Origin of the sequence: Thiocystis violacea (assembly GCF_016583575.1) — a bacterium.
Lineage (GTDB): Bacteria > Pseudomonadota > Gammaproteobacteria > Chromatiales > Chromatiaceae > Thiocystis > Thiocystis violacea.
Map to the genome: position 1 here is coordinate 74,953 of NZ_NRRG01000006.1, position 18,873 is coordinate 93,825.

An 18,873-nucleotide genomic window follows, 5' to 3' on the forward strand; every position below is an offset into this window, starting at 1 on the left:
GTCATTCCGTCTGTACGCTATCGCACGCATTCTTCGAGACCGGTATCGCGCAAAGCCAACGCGTTCCGGCGTCGATCATCGTTCCGGCCACTTGGCATCGAGCCGCTTCTGGGATCGTCGAGTGGCACTCGGCGCTTTTCTCCGGCCTAGCGGCCGGAGGGCCGAGTGCCACTCGGCGATCCCAGGACGATCAGGTCGGAATCGTCCCTCGACGTCGTCGATGGCCGAAACGATGATCAAGGCCCGCGTTCCATCCCTCGGTGCGTTAGCGTACCGACCGCCCTCGATCCTGCGCCTATTCTTCCCGGCGAAGGGGTGGGCATCCTAAGTTCCACGCGCGCGGGCATCGATCGACGCATTTCACGCTGGCCTTGGTCTCATTGACATGACGCGGCATGCCTGAACTGACTCTGGCCGAGGACGCGCGGGCGGAAGGTGTCCGTCATGTCCTTCCCATGGCCACCAGAGGTAACGGATCGATGAATGAAATAGACAAGCTGGAAGCGCTTCGACGCTCACTCCTAACGGCCGAGCTCGATGAAGGCGAAACGCAGGCGCTCGCGGACCGGATGGGGGTAAGGACGCTGTGCGATGGTGAGGTACTGGTCGCCGAAGGGGATCTGTGCCAGACCCTATTCCTTCAAGCGGCTGGCGCCATCCAATTCTATCGGGAGCGCGCGGGTAACGAAGAGATCCTCTATCAGATGCACGTCGGTGAATGCGTTGGGACACGTAGTTTCATCGACGGCTCGGCTTACGTCTTTGGGTTGCGCTCCGTCGGCGACAGCACGGTTCTGACCTTGGAGTCCGCCGCCTTGGAAGCCATGGAGGAGGGTCATCCTCGTTTACTCTATAAAGTGATGCGTGCCTTCGTTCTCATCACCCACGCCACATTGGCGCGCTTGCGCCTTGAGGATGAAGATCTGCGTAATTATTTGTTGAAGTCCGGCGGGCGCTATTGAGTGCCCGATGACAACGTCCGAGCCGGAAACCGAAACCGAAAACGAAAACGAATCATCGACGTATTCCGGACAATCGCGCGATCAGCCTTGGATCGAGTCAGCCGCTACAGGGTTCGCCCCGTTCCACATCAATGTAATGCCTCGGGGGATGAGGCTTCATTCCGGTTTCCGGCGTGACGGCGAGCGATCAAATAGCGCCACCGAACGCGGCACCCACGCCGGCCGTGATGGCCATCGCCAGCGCTCCCCAGAAGGTGACCCGCCAGGCGCCGATCAGGACACTGGCACCGCCGACACGGGCGGCGATGGCACCCAACAAGGCCAGCGAAGCGAGCGAGGCACCCGAGATCCAGGGAATCAGGATCGGCTCGGGCGCCAGGGCCGTCACGCTCAGCGGCAGCGCCGCGCCGACCGCGAAACTGGCGGCCGACGCCAGGGCGGCCTGAATCGGGCGCGCGCCGAGGGTCTCGGAGATGCCGAGTTCATCGCGCGCATGGGCACCGAGGGCATCGTGCGCCATCAGCTGCTCCGCCACTTGCTCCGCGAGATTCGGTTCAAGCCCGCGCGCGACATAGATGGCCGCCAGTTCACGGCATTCCGCGGGGTGATTCTGTTCGAGCTCGGCGCGCTCGCGCGCCAGGTCGGCTTGCTCGGTGTCGGCCTGCGAATGGACCGAGACATACTCGCCGGCGGCCATCGACATGGCGCCGGCCACCAGTCCCGCGACCCCGGTCAGCAGAATGTTACCGTGACTGGCACTGGCCGCCGCCACGCCGACCAGCAGACTGGCGGTCGAGACGATGCCGTCGTTCGCGCCGAGCACGGCGGCCCGCAGCCAGCCGATGCGGTCGGTGCGATGGCGTTCGGTGTGGTGTCGCGACCCGGTCATGGCGCCGCGATCAAGCCGCGTGCCTGGTGACCCAGGCGACATAGCGGTCCATCCAGCCTTGCAGGAAACCCAGGCTGTCCGCGCCGATGTCGCCGGCCGCATCGAACAGCTCATCCTTGGCCTGGATGAAGGCTTCCGGCTGGCCCAGGGTCGGCACATCCAGATAGGCGAGCATGTTGCGCAGATGCTGTTGCGCCAGCGCGGTGCCCATGGCGCCGACCGAAACCCCCAGCACCCCGGCGGGCTTGCCGGCCCAGGCGCTCTGACCATAGGGGCGCGAGGCATGATCGATCGCGTTCTTGAGCACGCCGGGGATCGACCGGTTGTATTCGGGCGTGACGAATAGAAGGCCCCGAGCCGCCGCGATCTCGGCCTTCAGCCGCGTGACGGACGCGGCCGGATTCGCGTCATCGTCCTGGTTGTAGAGCGGTAGGTCGTCGATCCGCACCTGGCTGAACGAAAACGCCGGTGGCGCCAGTTTCACGATGGCCTCCGCCAGCTTGCGATTGAAGGAATCGCGGCGAAGGCTGCCGACAATAACAGCGATCCGATAGTGGCTCATGAAGATGACTCCTTCGCGCCGTGAGGCGCGCAATGCCCGGTCAGCCGGGGTGGTGATGGTCGATCTGGCTCCGCCCAGCGAAGGCCACGCGGGATCCGTTCAATGTCCGCGCCGGCCTTGATCATTGCCGCATTCCCCGTGGTGGTGAATGGACGGTCTATTTCTTCCTGGTCCAGGTTCCAACACCGACAACGGTATCGGTCGCGGTGCTATGCCGATAGATCACATTGAGCCGGTCATCGTTGACGATTTCTCCGTCCAAGAAGCCATCCTCATCGGCAAACGCAAGCGTCTTGTTATCCAGGCCGATCACGGCGATGAATTTTTCGGTCGCGCGCGGGGCGGTGAAAACGCCATGCAGCACGCGACCTTGCTGCTTGGTAACCACCGCTTCCGCTTTGAGCGTGCTGAATTCGCCACGGTGATGGGTTTCTTCCCTGATGTCCGGCCCCTTGGCGAGGACACCGCCTTCCGCTTCAACGACCCAGGTTCCGACCAGATTGGGGATCTCGGACTCGGCGGCGCACAGTCCGCCACCGAGCAATGATCCAGCAAGCGCGAGGCCGAGGGCGGATTTTCTGAAACTGTTCATCGTTTTCTCCTGGGGTGAAAGGTGACCCGGATCAGAGCGCGGCGGCCAGCGTCACATTGATCGCCGAGTCTTGTCCGGTCGGGTGGTCGATCGTCGTCGAAGCACCAATGCCAAGACTCAAGGTCTTGGTCAGCTCGGTGGTGACGCCAACGAGGAGGGTGCCATAGCCGCCGGTCTCGTTCGCCGTCTCGATCTCCAGGGCGGAGCGTCCGCCAACAAAGCCGGCGCGGTAGCGGCGCTCATCGTCGAGGTGCTCGTAGTCGTAGGTGAGCTGGGCATAGGGCCGCAGGGCCATGCCCGACCAATGGGTCTCGGCGGCGATCTGCCAGCCGATGCGCGAGCGCAGCGACTCGCGGGTCTGATCGCCAAAGGTCATGGCGGTAACGCTGTTCGATGCTTCGCTGAAGCCGTCGACATGGATACGCTCCCACGCCAGACCGATCAGTGGACCATGGACGAGGTTGCCGCTGACGAGGTTGTAGCCGAGCTGCCCTTTCACGCCGAACCGGTCGCCGTCGGTGTCGCCGCGTTCGCGGGTGGTGAAGGGGCCGAGCGCGATGTTGCGCCTGCTCTCGAAATCGAGCCAGGAGTAAGTCGCTAGGGCGTTGGCGTAAAAGGCCCCGAAGGTGTGCGAACCGAAGGCGGACAAGGCCCACTCGTCGTATTCGACCCTGCCCTGATGATCGCCCAGATCGAAGGGTGCGTTGCCGTAACCCAGGGTCACGCCGCCAAAAAGTTGGTCGGTGAACGCCTTCTCATAACCCACGACCAGGCTGCCACCGTCGCCATCCGCCGACGGCACACCGGCTGACGCATCCAGGTCGGACGCGGCATAGTCGCCGGTGACAAAAACCCCCTGACCTTGATCGCCGAAGTTCTGGAATTCCTGCATCCGGGCATCGATCGCGCGCCATTGCGCGCTGGAGCGCGACAAAGCCACCTGCGACAGCAGGCCCATGCGGTTCGCTCCCTCCAGCGAGGTATAGACCCAGTCTGAAACCACTTTGTGGAAAAGGGTCGACGGGTGTTTGTCGTCCGCGTACATGTGTCCGTTGGCGGGTGCCTGGCAGTGCAGCGCATCGACCGCACCGCAGGCGCGATCCGTCGTGTTGGTGAATCCGTAAGCCAATGGGTTGGCGCGGATGGTGCCGATCAGCTTGCCGGTATCGAAATAGATCAGATTCTTGCCGGTCAGGCCCGCGATCAAGCTGGTGTCGAACGTTGCCTTGAGGTTTCTGAGCTGCGCCTGGTCGGATTCCGACGCGGATAGTCCAAAGGGCGCCGTGGCGGTGTCCATCAATCCGATCACGATCAGGTTGCGCGCCCCAGCCGATTGCAGGCGCGTCACCTGTGCTGTTAGATCGTTCGCTGCTGTCGCAATAGCCGATTGGGCCGTCGCCGATGGCATCGCACCGCCGTTTGAAACGAACTGGGCAAAGACATCGTTCCCGCCCGCCCAGAGCGCATGAAGCGCCTTTGAATCGACAGACCCGCGTCCCAGAAAGCCGGTCACCTGGGTGCTCACCGACGGCAGATTCACGGCGGCCGCGACGTTCGGCGGCTCGGCATTGATGCGCGCGTCACCCACGGCCAGGTTGTTGCCGCTGGCATTCAGGGGAAAGAGGAGCACTCCGTCCGCTCCTGGCATCGCCGTATAGGCTGGCGTGACCGACAAACCGTAGCTGGAGCCAAGGTTCTCCCCCCAGACGGTTCCGGGTTTGGTGGTGAAGCGATCGGTCCGACCGGCACCGAGCCGCGGCCCGAAGGTGCCCGAGTCGCTGAGGCTGTCGCCAAAGATGTAGAGATTCGAGTAGCTGGCGGCCTGTGCGCCCGCCGCCGTTCCGATCAACAGCGCCGCGACAACGGCCCAGTGTTTCAGCATGGGAACCTGTTGGTTGCTCATTCCGCCTGACTCTTAATCTGGGTGAGTGTGTTGTTTTCAATCCGGGCTGACCAGGATGTCGCCCGGTGTGAAACCTGTGACGGCAATCTTGAGGCTAGTCTGACTCGTCTTAGCCTGTCCCGATCGGTCCGAAGGGGCCAGTGCGGTGAAGTCCCGCGAAGGCGTTACCATTCTGCACGGTCTACATCATACAAACAAAGCACGAGAGGAAGCCGAGATGGCCTTCATGATGGAACGCACGGCGCGCGGGTTGGCGACCGCCATCCTGATGGCCTGCCTGGGTGGCCTTCCTCTGTTGATGAACCTTGCCGGAATGACCGCTTTCGCTCAGGAACAGACCGGCGCCGCGCCGGATCCAGGAGTTGCCGCCGCCGAGCCGGAAGCCGGGCCGGAGGTCGTGACCATCGGCGCCTATCTCAACGACGTGCAGGCGATCGATCTCAAGAACCACAATTACATGGTCGATTTCTATCTCTGGTTTCGATGGAAAAACCCGGAGGTCCTGCCGGACGGTCAGTGTTACCAGGTCATGCATATCGAGGGACGAATGAGCCACAAATTCAATCTGCGGCATTATCCTTTCGACCGACAGGCCATCACCATCGAGATGGAAGACGCGGTCCTGGACGTCTCCGGTCTCGCCTTCAAGGTCGAGCGCGTCAGCGCGAATCCGGCGCTGGAATTGCCGGGTTTCGACTATGAGGCGCCGACCATGCAGGTGCATGACTATCGCCATCCGACCAACTTCGGCGACACTCGGGTCGCCGACAGCGACGCGTATTCCCGTGTTCGCATCGACCTGCGAATCTCCCGACCCACCGTCAATGCCATCGTCAAGAATGTGCTGCCGATGCTGCTGGCGACGATCTGTGCGTCCTTCGTCTTTCTGCTTCATCCGAGTCTGGTGGATACGCGGTTTCAGATTGCGATCTTTTCCATTTTCACCATTGTCGCCTTGCAGATCACTCAGGGTGATGATCTGCCGACGATCGAATACCTGACCCTGCTCGACATCCTCTATCTGCTCTCCTATCTCTATGGCATCGCCATAATTGGTGTGCTGGTCTATTCGACCAAACTCAGCCAGGACGCGGCACGCATGGCTGCGGCGGTCAAGGTTGATCGCTGGGGCGGCGGCCTGCTGTTTGGCGCCTATCTGATCATCAGTGGCGCGGTGATTATCTTCGTCGTGACGACCTGACCGCTGATCGCGAGAGTTTCATGCGCGCATGGAAGTCGGCGGCAGAAAACACGATGTGTCCTCTCCGCCCCCGGCCTCGCGAAAACCAAGGTGACCCGGATCAGAAATCGGAACGCGGCGGTCAGCGTCACTCAACAACCGCTCGGCGTTCAATCAAGTTCAAGCCAGATCTCATTGCGTCGCAGGAACCAGGGCTTCCAGGGAGGATCATAGCGAGCCCATACCGGCTCGCCATGCCAGGTCTGGCCACGTTGCGCGAGGGTGTCCTTCAGTGTTTTCAAGTGATCCTCGTAGCGGCTCTGGGACCAGGTGCCGGTGTAGCGGATGACGGCGATGGTTCGAGCCGGAACCGCGCGCAGCGTCACGCGCGGGTCGGTCGGCTCCGGCAGGGTCTCCAGCGTCCATTCGCGGGGCATCGCGAACTGAATCAGGTATCCGCCCACGCTGGCGCTCTGAGCCACCGGCGCCGTCATCGCGATCTTGGTGGGTGTCAGCGCGACCGGAGCGGTCATCTCGATGCGGCGTTCCCCTTTGTTTCCGCCGAAGATGTATCCGGCCAGGATGCGGAAACCCTGGTTTCCGGCCTCGTCGGCCGGCGCCTTGACCAGGGTTTCCGCGACCAGATAGGGCTCATAGTGGCGCACTTCGAGGGTATCGTCCGCGCGGACGACGCTGTACGGGGGCTCGTCGATAGCCATGACAGGACTCCAAACCACGCAGAACATGAAGGCCGTAAGAAACCAAAAACGCATCATCGAGGGACTCCGGAATATCGTGCGATAACCATGGGATTCCACCTCGTCACCCGCTAACCAAAGACGAAGCCCGGCTCACCAGATCTGACTGATCGCCGACAGGCTCGCGATCTCCCGCTCGACCCGCTCCCTGATCTGATCTTCCAATTCCTGTCTGGCCTGCTCCGATTGGGCGCTTACCTTGTCCGCCACCTGGCCCTTGAGGTCGTCGCGCAGGCGGGCGATCTTGGTGTCGGAGAGTGCGCGTGCGAGGAGCCAGAGCGGGGCGCCTTCCCACTGCTCGGCCCGGCGTTTGGCCTCGCCGGTCCCGTAGCGCATCGCCAGGGCGCCGGCGATCAGGCCGATCAGGGCGCCGACCAGCAAACCGAGGGGGCCGGACATGACGAACGCGGTGCCGGCTCCGCCGCTGATGGTGGCGACCAGGACGGTCACGAGGGTCGTGGACAGCGCCAGGACGACGCCCGTGATCTCGCCATAGACATCCACGTCCGCGAGCCGCAGCCCCTCGGCCATGTCCACCGGCGTTCCGGCGTGGGTGAGGCTCTGATCGACGGTGAGGCGGTGCTGTCGGTACCAGTCCTGCATCAGCTCGGTGGTGTCGGCGGCGACGCCGGTGAGCACCTTGGCGAGCTGGGTCGTGACAATGGCTTCGAGCTGCGGCCTGAAGGCGGCGGCGTCTTCCGTGAGCCTGGACTTGAGGTCCGCGACCGATCCGCCCTCCTGGCGAAAGCGGCGCAGGATGGGCTCGATCCGCCCGTCGAACAGGCCGACCGCGACCAGCTCGGCGATGCGGCTTGCGGCCTCGTCCATCCGCCGCTCGATCAAGGGGGCAATGCGGGTGTCGATGAACTCCGGCAGCTCTGCGCGCAGGCCGATCTGGGTCGCCGCCAGCCGCCGCTGGAGCGCCGGGACGATGGCGAGCCCCTGGGACACGGTCACATAGGGTCGGTCGCTATGCACCAGACGCGGCGACCGGTCGATCTTTCGCAGCTCGTCCACAACGATGTCGGCGACGAAGGGCCAGGCGCTGCTGCCCCCGGTCAGGATGACGCAGGCCAGATCCTGATGGCGCACCTGCTCATGCGCCAGCCCCTGACGCAGGGTCTGGCGAAACCAGTCCAGCAGGTCGACTCCTTGGGGGAAGGAGTCCAGATGGGCGCCGGCCTGCGGGTTCATCGCGCGCAGATATTGGGAAAAGGTCTCCGATGGCCGGTAGCGGCCCGCGCGCGCCAGGAAGCTCTCCCAGGTCACCGCGTCGATACGTCCGTATTCGCCCAGGGTCTTGCGATAGACCGTCGTGGGGTCGAGCGCCATGGCCAAAGAGAATTTTTCCTTCACCTCGCGGCAGCGCACTGCCAGCACGAAGAACTCGGCCCGCTCGCGGCGCATCGCCGCGACGGCCTCGGGATTCTGCTCGATGAACCATTGGTAGAAGAGGTCATCGAAGAGGCGTCCGCCCAGGTGCATGTCGCCCCAGGAGTGCAGGATCTCGCCCCGCACCACGAGCGCGAAGTCGCAGGTGCCGCCGCCGAAATCGACCACCAGCGCGCCCTTGAGCGCCTCGATGGGGGTGATGTCCTTGCGCTGGAGATGGAAGTAGAGCGCGCCCTTGGGCTCGTCCACCGTCTTGACCTCGCCGAAGCCCGCCTCATGGGCGATGGCGCGCAAGGTCTCCCGATAGGTCTCGGATGCCTCGCTCGGCACCCCGAAGATGACCTGGCGCTGCAAGGGCGCGATGTCCTTGTTCTGCCGCCGGGCGAGCGCCAGCAGACCGGCCAGGAAGTCGCGTGCATCGGTACGGGCCTCGGCGCTGCTGACCAGATCCGGCTTGAACTGGGCGTGAAGGCGGTAGTCGGCGTGCTCGGCGCCGGCGTCGCCAAACTCCTCCAGCGCGACGTGGCCGATCAATGGGGCCTTGTCGTCGCGGTAGAGGATGGCGGTGGCAATGCCGTCGCGGCCGTCGCCGAAGTCCACGCCGACCGGATCTTCCTTGTCGCCCGGACACTTGGTGACATAGGTGTTGGAGGTGCCGAAGTCGATGGCCAGGACCGGCTTGGGGTCCGCCGACATGGGCGCGGTGCTAGCGCTGTTTGCGGACATGACCCTTCTCCAGTATGCGGCCATTCTGGATCACCGGCTCGTCCTCGACGATGACGGTGTCGCCGTCCTCGATCAGGCCGAAGGGTCGATAGCGTTCCTCCAGTTCCGGGCTCCAGCGCAGGCGCGGGCGCTCTGCGCGCCCGGACTCTGCGAAGCGCGGCGGCGCTGAGATGCCCTCCAGACCCATCCGGCGCGCTTCCAGCAGCAGCGCCTCGGCGGCAGCTGGAAGACTGGCGGCCTCGGAGCGGTGCAGATCCTGAATCGCCCTTGCAAGCCCGGCGTCCAGCGCCGCCTCGGCGTGACTGGTCACCGGTCCGGCGGACAGACAGCCGAGCAGGACCGAGGAGACCTCGACCCACTGGCGGATGAGATCGCGAACCGAGCGGCGATAGGCGCGGATATCGTACTGGGCACCGCCACGGGTGAAGGCCAATAGGGACACAGCGCCGGCGTAGACAAGAATGCGCCGCAGCAGACCGACGCCGGCCAGCCGGCCCCAGAGTGCGCCGAGTCCGAGCGAAGCGGCACCCAGCAGGTCCGCCGTCCAGGCCACGCCCAGCAGGGTCTTGAGCGTCCGCCGCAGGGCCTTGCTCTCGGTGAGCCGGCCGACCGCGTACATGGCCAGCGCCGCGCCAGCGGGGCCGCCGATCAGCATCCCCACCCCGCGTATGCCCAGGGTCAGGTTCAGTAATCCACCCAGCAGCATCATGCCGAGCAGACTGCCGATGGCGGCGGCGATGGCCAGCCGCTGGGCGGACAGGCTGGGTCCGGAGACGGGGAGCGGCAGGCTCCAGGCGGGGCTGAGACTGAGCCAACGGCTGCGCAACGCCTCGCGGGCGCCGGCATCGGTCGGTGCGGTCGGCAGGGAATCCAGCACCGCGTCCGCAGTCAGGGCGGCGAAGACCTCATCGCGAGCGCTGGCACTGGCCCGATCCACCCGCGCCCGATCCGGTGGCTCGGTCGACCCGAGCACGGCGAGGAAGCGCTCCGTGCCTTGCTCGGTGATCCGCTCGCGCAGGGTTTGGCTTCCCGCCATCCAGGCGCGGATCGACTCTTCGAGAATGACCGACATGATGAATCCTCCGCGCGGCAACCTGACGTCCAATGCGCACCCTATGCCTTTGGGCCAGTCGCATCCGTTCGGTTCCGCACGGAAGCCCGGATCGGCCGGGTCGCCAAGCCCGACGCGGATCGCCGATTGGCGGCGCCTTCGCGCACCGCGCGGCGGCCTCACTTGGACGCGGCGGCCTCGGCAGGTTTGGACACCAGCTCCGACAGCAGTAGTCCATCCTGCCGGCTGAGCAGGTGATCGCCGGGCACGACCCGGATGTCGGCCCGCTGATTCAGCGCGAAGACCCGGCGCAGATCCTGACTGGCCGCCGGCACCGCCTGGTCGCCCGGCATTCCGTACCCGCCGCCACGGATGACCGCGACGTAATGGATGTCCGGGTGCTGGCGCGCGTTGAGCCAGTACAGCAGGTTGCCGGGCATCGGCGGGGCCAGATCCACGAGCGCCCCGCGTGACGACTGCACGGTGTGATAGATGTCCTCTCCCACCTGGCGCTCAACGAGCCAGCGCTTGACGCCGCCAAAGAGCCCGCGATCGTCGGTCGCCTCCAGGGCCTGCGTGGCGCGTTCGGTGCCCAGGTGGGGAGCGGCGATGGTGATGAGGCGCGTGACCCGGCCCGCGCCATAGTTCACCAGTGCGAGTCGGGCCACCACGCCGCCGGCCGAATGTCCGATGAGGTCGACACTGTCCGTTGGGTGCCCTTGCGCGATGGCACCCAGCATCCCGCCGAGCAGGCGCGCCTGCTCCATCAGCGGAGCGGTGGAGGGTAGGTCGACCGTATGGATCGCGAACTCGCCGGGGGGATTTGCCGACGGCTCCAGCCACACCCCGTATGGGGTCGACCGCCAGTTTCCGGCGACCTTCCAGCCCGCCTGCTCCAACACCGCCAGCGCCCCGCTCTGTCGCCAGGTCGCCGAGTCTCCCAGGTAGCCATGCACCAGCACCAGGATTCGGCCGGCGCTGGCTGGACCGGCAAGCACCAGCCCAAGCAGGCCGCACAAGGCCAGCCACCACCAAGCGCGTCGGCGATTCAGGCCATGTCCGGCGGGCTGGTCACGCGACCCTTGTCTTCGATCTCGGACGGCCCAGTCGGCGACGGCCACCCGCGCCGCTTCTCCTGGGGTCTTGGCGCCAAACGGCTCATGGGATGCCGTCACCGACAAGCCCGGCTGGAAGTGGACGCGATTCATTGGCATGGCATGATCTCTTCTCAACGACGTTCAGGTGATCGATCTCAAGAACCACAATTTCGGTCAGAAGGGACTCATGGCCAGTTTCGGCACCGAAGGGACGAAGATCAGGCCGATCAAACGCTGATCGGATGACGCGCGGCCTCGTCCGCGCGTCACCGAATTCAGGCGCTCAGGACGGCGGTTTCACATCGGGGAGCAGTCGGCGAAATTCTTTCCTCACCACCTCGTAGCACTCGCACACCCGCGCCTCCAGACCCGGTCGGTCCAGCACGTTGATGTGACCCCGGCTGTAGTGAATCAACCCAGCGCTTTGCAACTTTCCGGCCGCCTCGGTCACGCCCTCGCGCCGCACCCCCAGCATGTTGGCGATCAACTCCTGGGTCATGCGCAGCTCGTTGTCGGGTAGTCGGTCGAGACTGAGCAGGAGCCAGCGACAGAGCTGCTGGTCCACCGTGTGGTGACGATTGCAGACGGCTGTCTGCGCCATCTGGGTCAGCAGGGCCATGGTGTAGCGCAGCAGCAGTGGCTGCAAGGTACCGTGGCGACGTCCTCCGAAGCGCGCGAACTCCTGCTTGAGCAGCCGTCCCTTCAGGCGATAGGCGTGACCCGCGCTCTGCACCACGGCCCGATTCGGCATGGTGCCGCCCCCCATGAAGAGGGCGATGCCGACGATGCCATCGTTGCCGACCACGGCGATCTCGGCGGACGCGCCGTTCTCCATGACGTACAGCAGGGAGACGATGGCGTTGGTGGGAAAATAGACATGGCTCAGTTCCACGCCGGGCTCGTAGAGGGCCATTCCGAGCGGCAGTGGGACCGATTCCAGCTCCGTGCTCAGGTGCTCGAATTCACCCGCGGGCAGGGCGGCGAGCAGATGGTTCTGTCGCGGGCACGGGAGCGGTGGGTTGGGCAGGATGGGCATGCGTTGCCTTCATAAAGTGATCGGCCGGGCGTCGGGCCGCGAGGGTTTCGGCGTCGGTAACGTCGCGCGGCCGAGACGGTTTATGTTCGCTGGCGTACAAGGCAAGGTTAGTCGATCCTCCGGCTAGTCGCCCGGCCACTCGGCCACCGGCGGCAAGGGCACGACAGGCTCGGACACGACCTTGACGATGACACCCTGGCCCTGGTTGCCGGACGGCGCACGGAGCGCACCTTACACATCAAGGCTGTACCCCCGATCGAGGAAGACGCGCAGGCAGGCATCCACCACGGAGGCGTCGAAGGTGAGGCCGCGATGCGTGGTGATTTCGTCCAGGGCCGCCTCAAGACCCAAGGCGGATCGATAGGGGCGGTGCGACGCCATGGCCTCGACCACGTCGGCGACGGCGAGGATCTTGGACTCCAGCAGGATGGCCTCCCCCGTCAAACCCAGCGGATAACCGGACCCATCGATCCGCTCGTGATGCTGCCGGATGATGGTGGCGATCGGCCATGGGAAGACGACCTTCTTGAGAATCTCGAACCCGATGGCCGGATGCTCCTTGATCAGTCCGAATTCCATCGTGCTCAGGCGCCGGGGTTTCGCCAGGATCTCGGCTGGGATGCTGATCTTGCCCAGGTCATGAATGGTCGCCGCCAGATGCAGGCCACGCACGCGATCGGCCGGCAAGCCAAGCTCCTCGGCGATGCGGGTGCAGAGGCTCGCCACCCGTCGCTGATGTCCGGCGGTATAGGCGTCGCGCTCTTCAATGGTGTCGGCGATGACCTGGATGGTTTGCTCCAGGCTGACTTGCAGGTTTGCCTCATACTGCACCTTGACCGCCGCCGTGCGCAGGGCGGCGATCCCAAAGGCCAGGTCGGCCGCCATTTCCTGCAAGAGTTTCCGCTCGGGGCCGGACCAGAGATCGCGTCGCTTGCCATAGAGGATCAGGCAGGCCATGGTCTCGCTGGGCAGCGGAAAGGGCACGGCGATCAGGGAATGGTAACCACGCTTCAGCGCCTCGGCCCGCCATGGTGCCATCACCGGGTCGGTGGAAATGTCCTCCGAAAACTGAACCTGCCCCGACCGGATCGCGCATCCAATGGGGCCATCGACCGGCTCTGTTTCCGCCCAGGTTCGCGGGCCCACCGCCGCGTATCCATCCTCGTGACCATGGAGGGCGATCGCCTGGATACGCCGGTCCGGTCCCGTGTCCGCCAGGACCACGGAGGCCATCCGGTAGCCGCCGGTTTCGACGGCGATCCGGCAATATTCCGCGAGCAAATCGGGCTCGGTCGTCGAACTGAGCAGCGCCAGGTTGCTTTCGCTCAGCATTTTGAGTGCCCGCGATGTCGTGCTCAGCGCGATCTCGGCCAGATGGCGCGTCGTATTGTCGCGGATGTTGCACTAAATGACGTCCGTCCCGCCGCAGTCGTAAACATTGCTGACATACTCGACCGAAATGCGTCGCCCGTCCTTGCATTCCAGCGGGAGATTGTCGTATCGAATGAAGCGGGTCGCCTTCAATTCGATGAACATGTCGATGCTCAGGGCGGTGTCTTTAAATACGCCAATCTCCCAGAGCTTCTTGCCCATGAATTCGTCATAGGAATAGCCAAGCATATCGATCAAGAAGGGATTGACGTCCTCGATCTGAGCGGTCTCGGCATTGAGGAGCAGTATTCCGTCCTGCGCGGTTTCAAAGAGGCGGCGATAACGCGCTTCCGACAGGCGCAAGGCTTGGCCGTTTGTCGATGGGTCTACCACCTTATCAGTGGGAACGTCGGATGCGTTTGCCTCCGTGGACGAGTCATCATTAGACATGGAGCCGCCGCGCTACATCATGAAATTCAGGTCAGGTCAGGTCAGGTCAGGTCAGGTCAGGTTCAAATATGCTCCGGCACCATCACATTTTAGCGCACAATGTACATGCTTGTCTGTTCGCTTGGCACAAAAAAAACCATTGAAAGTATCTTGTTAATTGAGTATTTCTACTGATTTTTGAATATAGTCGGTCAGGTAAAATCCGAATAATTAGGGGCGGTCGCGACAAGAAATGTCGAGTATCTCTAAATCGGTCAGCGATTTGCGTGAGTCGGCGAGTGCCAATCATTGGTTGCAAGCTATTGATTTGTAAGTATATCATTCGTCATGGTTCAGCGGCGGCGACCAGTATGTGGTAAGGCTGGAAATCTCTGTGCGTTACCGAACAGACATTATTCGGTATCATGTCTACTCTGAATTCTTGCCGTCAGGAATAAGTCGATTTGGTTACTCGACAGGCATTAAGGCAAGTCTCCGCGTAATGCGATGGGCTCCATGGCCTGTTGGGGCGGTTCATTGACGCCAGGCGATCGCGGCCAAGGGTGATCTTTTAATGAGGTCGCGCCTGCGGCTGAAGTCGATTACGAAGGCGTATCGTCGCTCAAGATCGAAATCGAAAATGGGCACGGTTTCAACCGTCCGCAACCTAATGCCGCGTCAATGCGAACCGTCGCTTTCGACAGCGTCTCGTGAGCAACGATGGCTCCCGAGTGTGCGACCGTACTTAGACCGCCTGAATCCAGGCGCTTCGCCATGGATGCTTACGACGATGATATCGAACCTTGACCCAGCCATTCTCTATAAGGATCTGGAGACCGACCTCAGTGCCTTTGGAGCGATCATGGGGGACAGAAATCTTGCGATCGAGGAATTCGTGTCAACCCATCGCGAGACCATCCGCCGGCATTATGCCAAGGCGGGTGGCTACCCGCTGGACCGGGCCACGGCTCACCAGGCGGCCGTGACCCTGTTTCGGTATCTGCGCCCATCCCCGTGGTGAGGTGCTTATGACCGTTTCGTTCATTGACATCGATCGGGAGCGACCGCTTTCGGAGGGAGCCTTTGCACCGGCGCGTGGCCAGCGTGGCTTAGGGCCATGGTCGTTCCAGGCAATCGGCGCCTTCACACGCCATGCGAGCGAACGTCTCATCCTTAATCGGTACTGCTCTAGACCTGGCGAATACACGGATTGCCCAAAGTCGTATCGATTGATAAACAATCCGAAGCCTTGATCGAAATCAAGGTCGCGGCCGGGTGGCTCGGCCAGAGTAAACACAGAATAAGAACAGACCCCAAGGGGGCGGCGGGGTCTCGCCGACCACCGGCACGACGCCCGACAGACCCCTTAATCCACCGGACCAGCCAGAGTCGTACACCAACGACCGTCGCGGAGTACGCCTCAGGATGGAAACGATGCGCCAGTTGCTAATTGTTGATCCGGACAAGATTTGCCGCGATATCTCCTCCGACCCGGAGACCACGGCCGCCATCCTCGCCGATCGCCATCTCGGCCTCAGGAAGTTCGTAAGCATGCACAGTCATACCCTTCGCGCCCACTACGCGCGCGCCGGTGAAGACCTGTGCGAGGAGCACGCCCGCGCCGCCGCGACGGCTTTCTGGAAATATATCCAGGATCTGCGGTGTATCCGCTCCCTGGCGGAATCGACGAGCCTGACGCATCCCCCGATGACGGGAGACCTCCGCCAGCGGGCCGAGGCACGGCTTGTGGTCAAGAGGAAAGCCTCCAGAAAGCGGATCCTTACACCGAAGGCGGCCGAGCGGCTGGGCCATGAGCTGGATGTGCACCAGATCGAGCTGGAGTTGCAGAACGAGGAGCTGCGACGCACCTAGGCCGCCCTAGAGGTCTCGCACGCGCGCTATTTCGACCTCTACGATCTGGCCCCGGTGGGCTATCTGACCCTCGACGAGGCTGGGTTGATCCAAGAGGCCAACCTCGCTGCCGCCACGCTGTTACGCACCCCTCGCGCGGGTCTGGTCGGTCAACCGCTGAGGCGCTTCATCCTCCCCGAGGATCAGGATATCCACTACGGCGGCGGGCGCGCGCTCCTGGAGTCAGGCCAGCCTCAGTCCTACGAGCTACGTCTACGCGGCGCGGACGATGGACCCCTTTGGGTTCAGGTGCGGACCAGCCTCGGGCCGGAAGGACCGGACGAGACGCCCCTCTGGCGGGTCATCCTGAGCGACATCAGTGAGCGCAAGGCGTCCGAGAAGGCGCTGCGCGACAATCAAGAGTTGCTCTCGCTGTTCATGCGCCACTCGCCCATTTTCATCTATCTCAAGGAAGTGACGCCCACCGCGAGCCGCCTCATCCTGGCCAGCGAGAATTTCCGCCAGGTGCTTGGTCTCGCGGGACGGGACATCGCGGGCAAGACCATGGCGGAGCTGTTTCCGCCCGAGCTCGCCGCCAGGATAAGCGCCGACGATCGGGCTGTTGTAACCAAGGGCGAGGTACTAACCGTGGAAGAGCATTGGAGCGGCCGTGACTATTCTTCGATCAAATTCCCCATCTCCCAGGGTGGAAGAACGCTGCTGGCGGGCTATGCCCTCGATATCACCGAGCGCAAACGCCTCGAAAAAGCCATCGAGATACAGGCGACAACGGACTTTCTCACCGGGATCTCGAACCGCCGTCATTTCTTCACGGTGGCCGACCGCGAACTGAACCGCGCGCGCCGTGGCCAGCATGCGCTGGCGGTCGCGGTGATCGATCTTGATAATTTGAAACAGATTAACGACGCGAATGGACATGCGGCGGGGGATCAGGCGTTAGTGGCCTTGTCCCACCTCTGCCGGAAGATGCTCCGCGAGATCGATGTCCTCGCGCGCTTGGGCGGCGATGAGTTTGTGTTGCTGCTGCCCGAGACGACGGATCAACAAGCCTATGAGGTGGTGGAGCGCATCCGCTTGGGGTTGGCGACACAGCCGATCATGCTCGCCGGACATCCCGTTTCGATCACCATCAGCGCCGGCATCGCCTGTTCGAGGGGTGAGCAGGAATCCCTGGAGACGCTCCTGGAGCGCGCCGATCGCGCCCTGTACCAGGCGAAAGCCGCCGGGCGCAATCGCGTCGACCTTGAGCTGACGGGTGGTGCGACCGCTCCCATGGCGGCCGGGTCCGCCGCGCCCGACGCGGACCGCCGACGCGACCCGCGCCGATCGATCACCCATGGGGTGCGGCTCCAGGTGATCGATCCCTCGCGTGACATCACCGCGCCGAGCCGCTATCAGGCGGTGTCGCGAGACATCAGCGCGCACGGGATGCGGATTCTCGCCGAGCGGACCTTTCCGGCGAACACGCCAATCAGGCTCGCGGTCGAGGACGACGGGCACGCCAGTGATGAGCTGACCTTTCACACCGGCTCCATCGTCTGGGCGCACCCCCTTCCAGGCGAGCGTCGGTGCCTGCTCGGCATCCAGTTCGGTGAGGGTGAAGCGCTCCCGACGCCGGCGTGAATGGACGATCGGAAGGTAAAGGATGGAAGTCGAACGCGCCCTTGAGGTTCGTCCACCCTCTTGACGTCGCCGAAGCCCGCCTCCTGGACGATCGCGCGCATGGGTGCGTGCCCCGGCGCTACTGACCAGATCCGGCTTGAGGTAGTGCTCCAATCCGTAGGATGGGCAGAGCGAGAGCGAGGCCCATCCTGTACGCTCCGAGGCTCAAGATAAAAGGATGGGGCGAGCGCGGCGAGGCCCATCCTCCACTCCACGCGCCGATCCTCTCGATTGGGGCACCACCCCGGCTTGAAGTGGGCGTGTATGCGGTAGTTGTCTTCGTGGTGGGATCGTCCGCCCGGCCAGGGTTCCAAGGCTCGAATCGACCGGATGTCACGCGGCATCCTCCTCGTAGGGGCGAATTCATTCGCCCCTACAACCCGGCATCTGGCTCGCAACGAGAATTGATGAAACAGCCTAGGTATCGCTGTCCGATCGCGATTGCTCGTGGCTCTCTCGGTTCAAGGACGGCACCATTCTCTCCATCACACCGTCTCTGAGTGCCCAGGCATGACGCAATGCCCCAAGGATATGCATGGCCAGAAGCAAGACGAGCGCAATCGCGCCGAGGATATGCAGGCCCCGCAAAGCGTATTGGAGGGTTTCATTCTCGCCGATCAAGACGGGAAGTTGAGTATTGAAGAAAAGAACCGGGTGTCCATGCGAGCCGACGAGAAAATAGCCGACGATCGGCATGGCGATGAGCAGCCCCATAGAGACCATAGTGAGTGGCATGTGCCAGCGCCTCCTCACCGGGCGGCTGGGGGTCTGTATCGACCCGGAGGCGGCCACTGTAGCGCCCCACAGCCGCTCTAGGATCATGACTTCAGCCAGTTGGCCCGTGGCCGCGCCATCCATACCGAAGTGTTCGCCGTCGGTGGGCTAACGAACGTAGCGCGAGAATAGCCGTCAGCGCCAAGGGTTCTCCGTGGGATAGCGTACAGATCGCGATCGCCCGCCCCGCTAATATTCGCGCCAACCCTTACCCTTATGCCGGGTGCGCCATCCGTCGATCGAGCGCTGCGACTCCGATCATCGGGATTAAGAGGGGAACGACGACATCGAGGTGGGCGCGTCATTTTCTGGTGCGGATCGATATGAACAAGATTATCCGACGGGCGATTCAATGGAATGCTGTCATCGTTATTTTGTTCGCGATGGCTTTATCCGGTTGTCCGCTTACGGTGAACTTGAATGTTTCAACGGATAAACCCATTCCGATCTACCTCGTTATCGATAAACCGATCCCCGTGAAGCTTGATGCGGACGTTGCCGTCGCCAAGCTACCACTGGTCAACATCGTTACCGATCAACCGATCGCGGTGAAGCTCGATGGAGACGTTGCCGTAACCAATCTGCCACCGGTCATCCTCGGGTTTTGATCATCGCCG

General features: G+C 63.3%; 18 protein-coding genes and 1 pseudogene. 7 read left to right on the plus strand and 12 right to left on the minus strand.

Going from position 1 to position 18,873, the window contains the following annotated elements; genetic code table 11:
• The first annotated feature begins 395 nt into the window (after positions 1 to 395).
• A complete protein-coding gene (locus tag CKO27_RS04965; RefSeq protein WP_338115891.1) occupies positions 396 to 962 on the plus strand; it encodes a Crp/Fnr family transcriptional regulator in 567 nt (188 codons plus the stop codon).
• A 187-nt stretch (positions 963 to 1,149) separates the two neighbouring features.
• Here the strand turns inward: CKO27_RS04965 and CKO27_RS04970 are convergent, their stop codons facing one another.
• From CKO27_RS04970 to CKO27_RS04985, 4 genes are all read right to left on the minus strand, one after another.
• Positions 1,150 to 1,851, minus strand: a complete 702-nt coding sequence (locus tag CKO27_RS04970; protein WP_200373771.1) for a VIT1/CCC1 transporter family protein — start codon at positions 1,849 to 1,851, stop codon at positions 1,150 to 1,152.
• A 10-nt stretch (positions 1,852 to 1,861) separates the two neighbouring features.
• On the minus strand, positions 1,862 to 2,413 hold the full coding sequence (locus tag CKO27_RS04975; protein WP_200373772.1) for an NADPH-dependent FMN reductase: 552 nt from the start codon (positions 2,411 to 2,413) through the stop codon (positions 1,862 to 1,864).
• A 157-nt stretch (positions 2,414 to 2,570) separates the two neighbouring features.
• Positions 2,571 to 3,005 carry a hypothetical protein gene (locus CKO27_RS04980; RefSeq protein WP_200373773.1) on the minus strand — a complete coding sequence of 145 codons (435 nt, stop codon included), beginning with the start codon at positions 3,003 to 3,005 and terminating at the stop codon, positions 2,571 to 2,573.
• Between the two features lie 31 nt (positions 3,006 to 3,036).
• Positions 3,037 to 4,908, minus strand: coding sequence for an autotransporter domain-containing protein (locus CKO27_RS04985; protein ID WP_200373774.1), 1,872 nt, complete (start codon positions 4,906 to 4,908; stop codon positions 3,037 to 3,039).
• A gap of 217 nt (positions 4,909 to 5,125) precedes the next feature.
• Between CKO27_RS04985 and CKO27_RS04990 the strand changes: the two genes are divergently transcribed.
• The gene (locus tag CKO27_RS04990; protein WP_200373775.1) at positions 5,126 to 6,109 is read left to right on the plus strand and encodes a ligand-gated ion channel; all 984 of its coding nucleotides are present in this window, start codon (positions 5,126 to 5,128) and stop codon (positions 6,107 to 6,109) included.
• Between the two features lie 149 nt (positions 6,110 to 6,258).
• Here CKO27_RS04990 and CKO27_RS04995 read toward each other — a convergent pair whose 3' ends face one another.
• From CKO27_RS04995 to CKO27_RS24420, 7 genes are all read right to left on the minus strand, one after another.
• Complete coding sequence (locus CKO27_RS04995) at positions 6,259 to 6,807, minus strand: SOUL family heme-binding protein (RefSeq protein WP_200373776.1); 549 nt, start codon at positions 6,805 to 6,807, stop codon at positions 6,259 to 6,261.
• A gap of 132 nt (positions 6,808 to 6,939) precedes the next feature.
• Entirely contained in the window at positions 6,940 to 8,964 is a 2,025-nt protein-coding gene (locus CKO27_RS05000; protein WP_200373777.1) for an Hsp70 family protein, read from the minus strand.
• The gene (locus tag CKO27_RS05005) at positions 8,945 to 10,036 is read right to left on the minus strand and encodes a hypothetical protein (RefSeq protein ID WP_200373778.1); all 1,092 of its coding nucleotides are present in this window, start codon (positions 10,034 to 10,036) and stop codon (positions 8,945 to 8,947) included. Before CKO27_RS05005 ends, CKO27_RS05000 begins: the two co-directional genes overlap by 20 nt.
• 158 nt (positions 10,037 to 10,194) lie before the next feature.
• Positions 10,195 to 11,229, minus strand: coding sequence for an esterase/lipase family protein (locus tag CKO27_RS05010; protein WP_242470736.1), 1,035 nt, complete (start codon positions 11,227 to 11,229; stop codon positions 10,195 to 10,197).
• A gap of 166 nt (positions 11,230 to 11,395) precedes the next feature.
• Positions 11,396 to 12,148 carry a Crp/Fnr family transcriptional regulator gene (locus CKO27_RS05015; protein ID WP_200373779.1) on the minus strand — a complete coding sequence of 251 codons (753 nt, stop codon included), beginning with the start codon at positions 12,146 to 12,148 and terminating at the stop codon, positions 11,396 to 11,398.
• 231 nt (positions 12,149 to 12,379) lie between these two features.
• Entirely contained in the window at positions 12,380 to 13,480 is a 1,101-nt protein-coding gene (locus tag CKO27_RS05020) for an HD domain-containing phosphohydrolase (protein WP_242470737.1), read from the minus strand.
• 72 nt (positions 13,481 to 13,552) lie between these two features.
• On the minus strand, positions 13,553 to 13,969 hold the full coding sequence (locus CKO27_RS24420; RefSeq protein WP_242470738.1) for a PAS domain S-box protein: 417 nt from the start codon (positions 13,967 to 13,969) through the stop codon (positions 13,553 to 13,555).
• A 769-nt stretch (positions 13,970 to 14,738) separates the two neighbouring features.
• On the opposite strand from CKO27_RS24420, the gene CKO27_RS05025 reads away from it, so the two are divergent.
• The 4 genes and pseudogenes from CKO27_RS05025 (at position 14,739) to CKO27_RS24895 (ending at position 17,443) form a co-directional block, all read left to right on the plus strand.
• Complete coding sequence (locus tag CKO27_RS05025) at positions 14,739 to 14,969, plus strand: hypothetical protein (RefSeq protein ID WP_200373780.1); 231 nt, start codon at positions 14,739 to 14,741, stop codon at positions 14,967 to 14,969.
• Positions 14,970 to 15,382: 413 nt separating this feature from the next.
• Positions 15,383 to 15,820: a hypothetical protein gene (locus CKO27_RS05030; protein ID WP_200373781.1), complete on the plus strand. Its 438-nt coding sequence runs from the start codon at positions 15,383 to 15,385 to the stop codon at positions 15,818 to 15,820.
• Between the two features lie 27 nt (positions 15,821 to 15,847).
• A pseudogene (locus CKO27_RS05035) lies at positions 15,848 to 17,050 on the plus strand (sensor domain-containing diguanylate cyclase); the annotation flags it as partial.
• 42 nt (positions 17,051 to 17,092) lie between these two features.
• Complete coding sequence (locus CKO27_RS24895) at positions 17,093 to 17,443, plus strand: PilZ domain-containing protein (RefSeq protein WP_276570130.1); 351 nt, start codon at positions 17,093 to 17,095, stop codon at positions 17,441 to 17,443.
• A gap of 456 nt (positions 17,444 to 17,899) precedes the next feature.
• On the opposite strand, the gene CKO27_RS05040 is transcribed toward CKO27_RS24895, so the two are convergent.
• Positions 17,900 to 18,217: a cytochrome b gene (locus CKO27_RS05040; RefSeq protein WP_200373783.1), complete on the minus strand. Its 318-nt coding sequence runs from the start codon at positions 18,215 to 18,217 to the stop codon at positions 17,900 to 17,902.
• Positions 18,218 to 18,579: 362 nt separating this feature from the next.
• On the opposite strand from CKO27_RS05040, the gene CKO27_RS05045 reads away from it, so the two are divergent.
• Positions 18,580 to 18,864: a hypothetical protein gene (locus tag CKO27_RS05045; protein WP_200373784.1), complete on the plus strand. Its 285-nt coding sequence runs from the start codon at positions 18,580 to 18,582 to the stop codon at positions 18,862 to 18,864.
• The last annotated feature ends 9 nt before the right edge of the window (positions 18,865 to 18,873 follow it).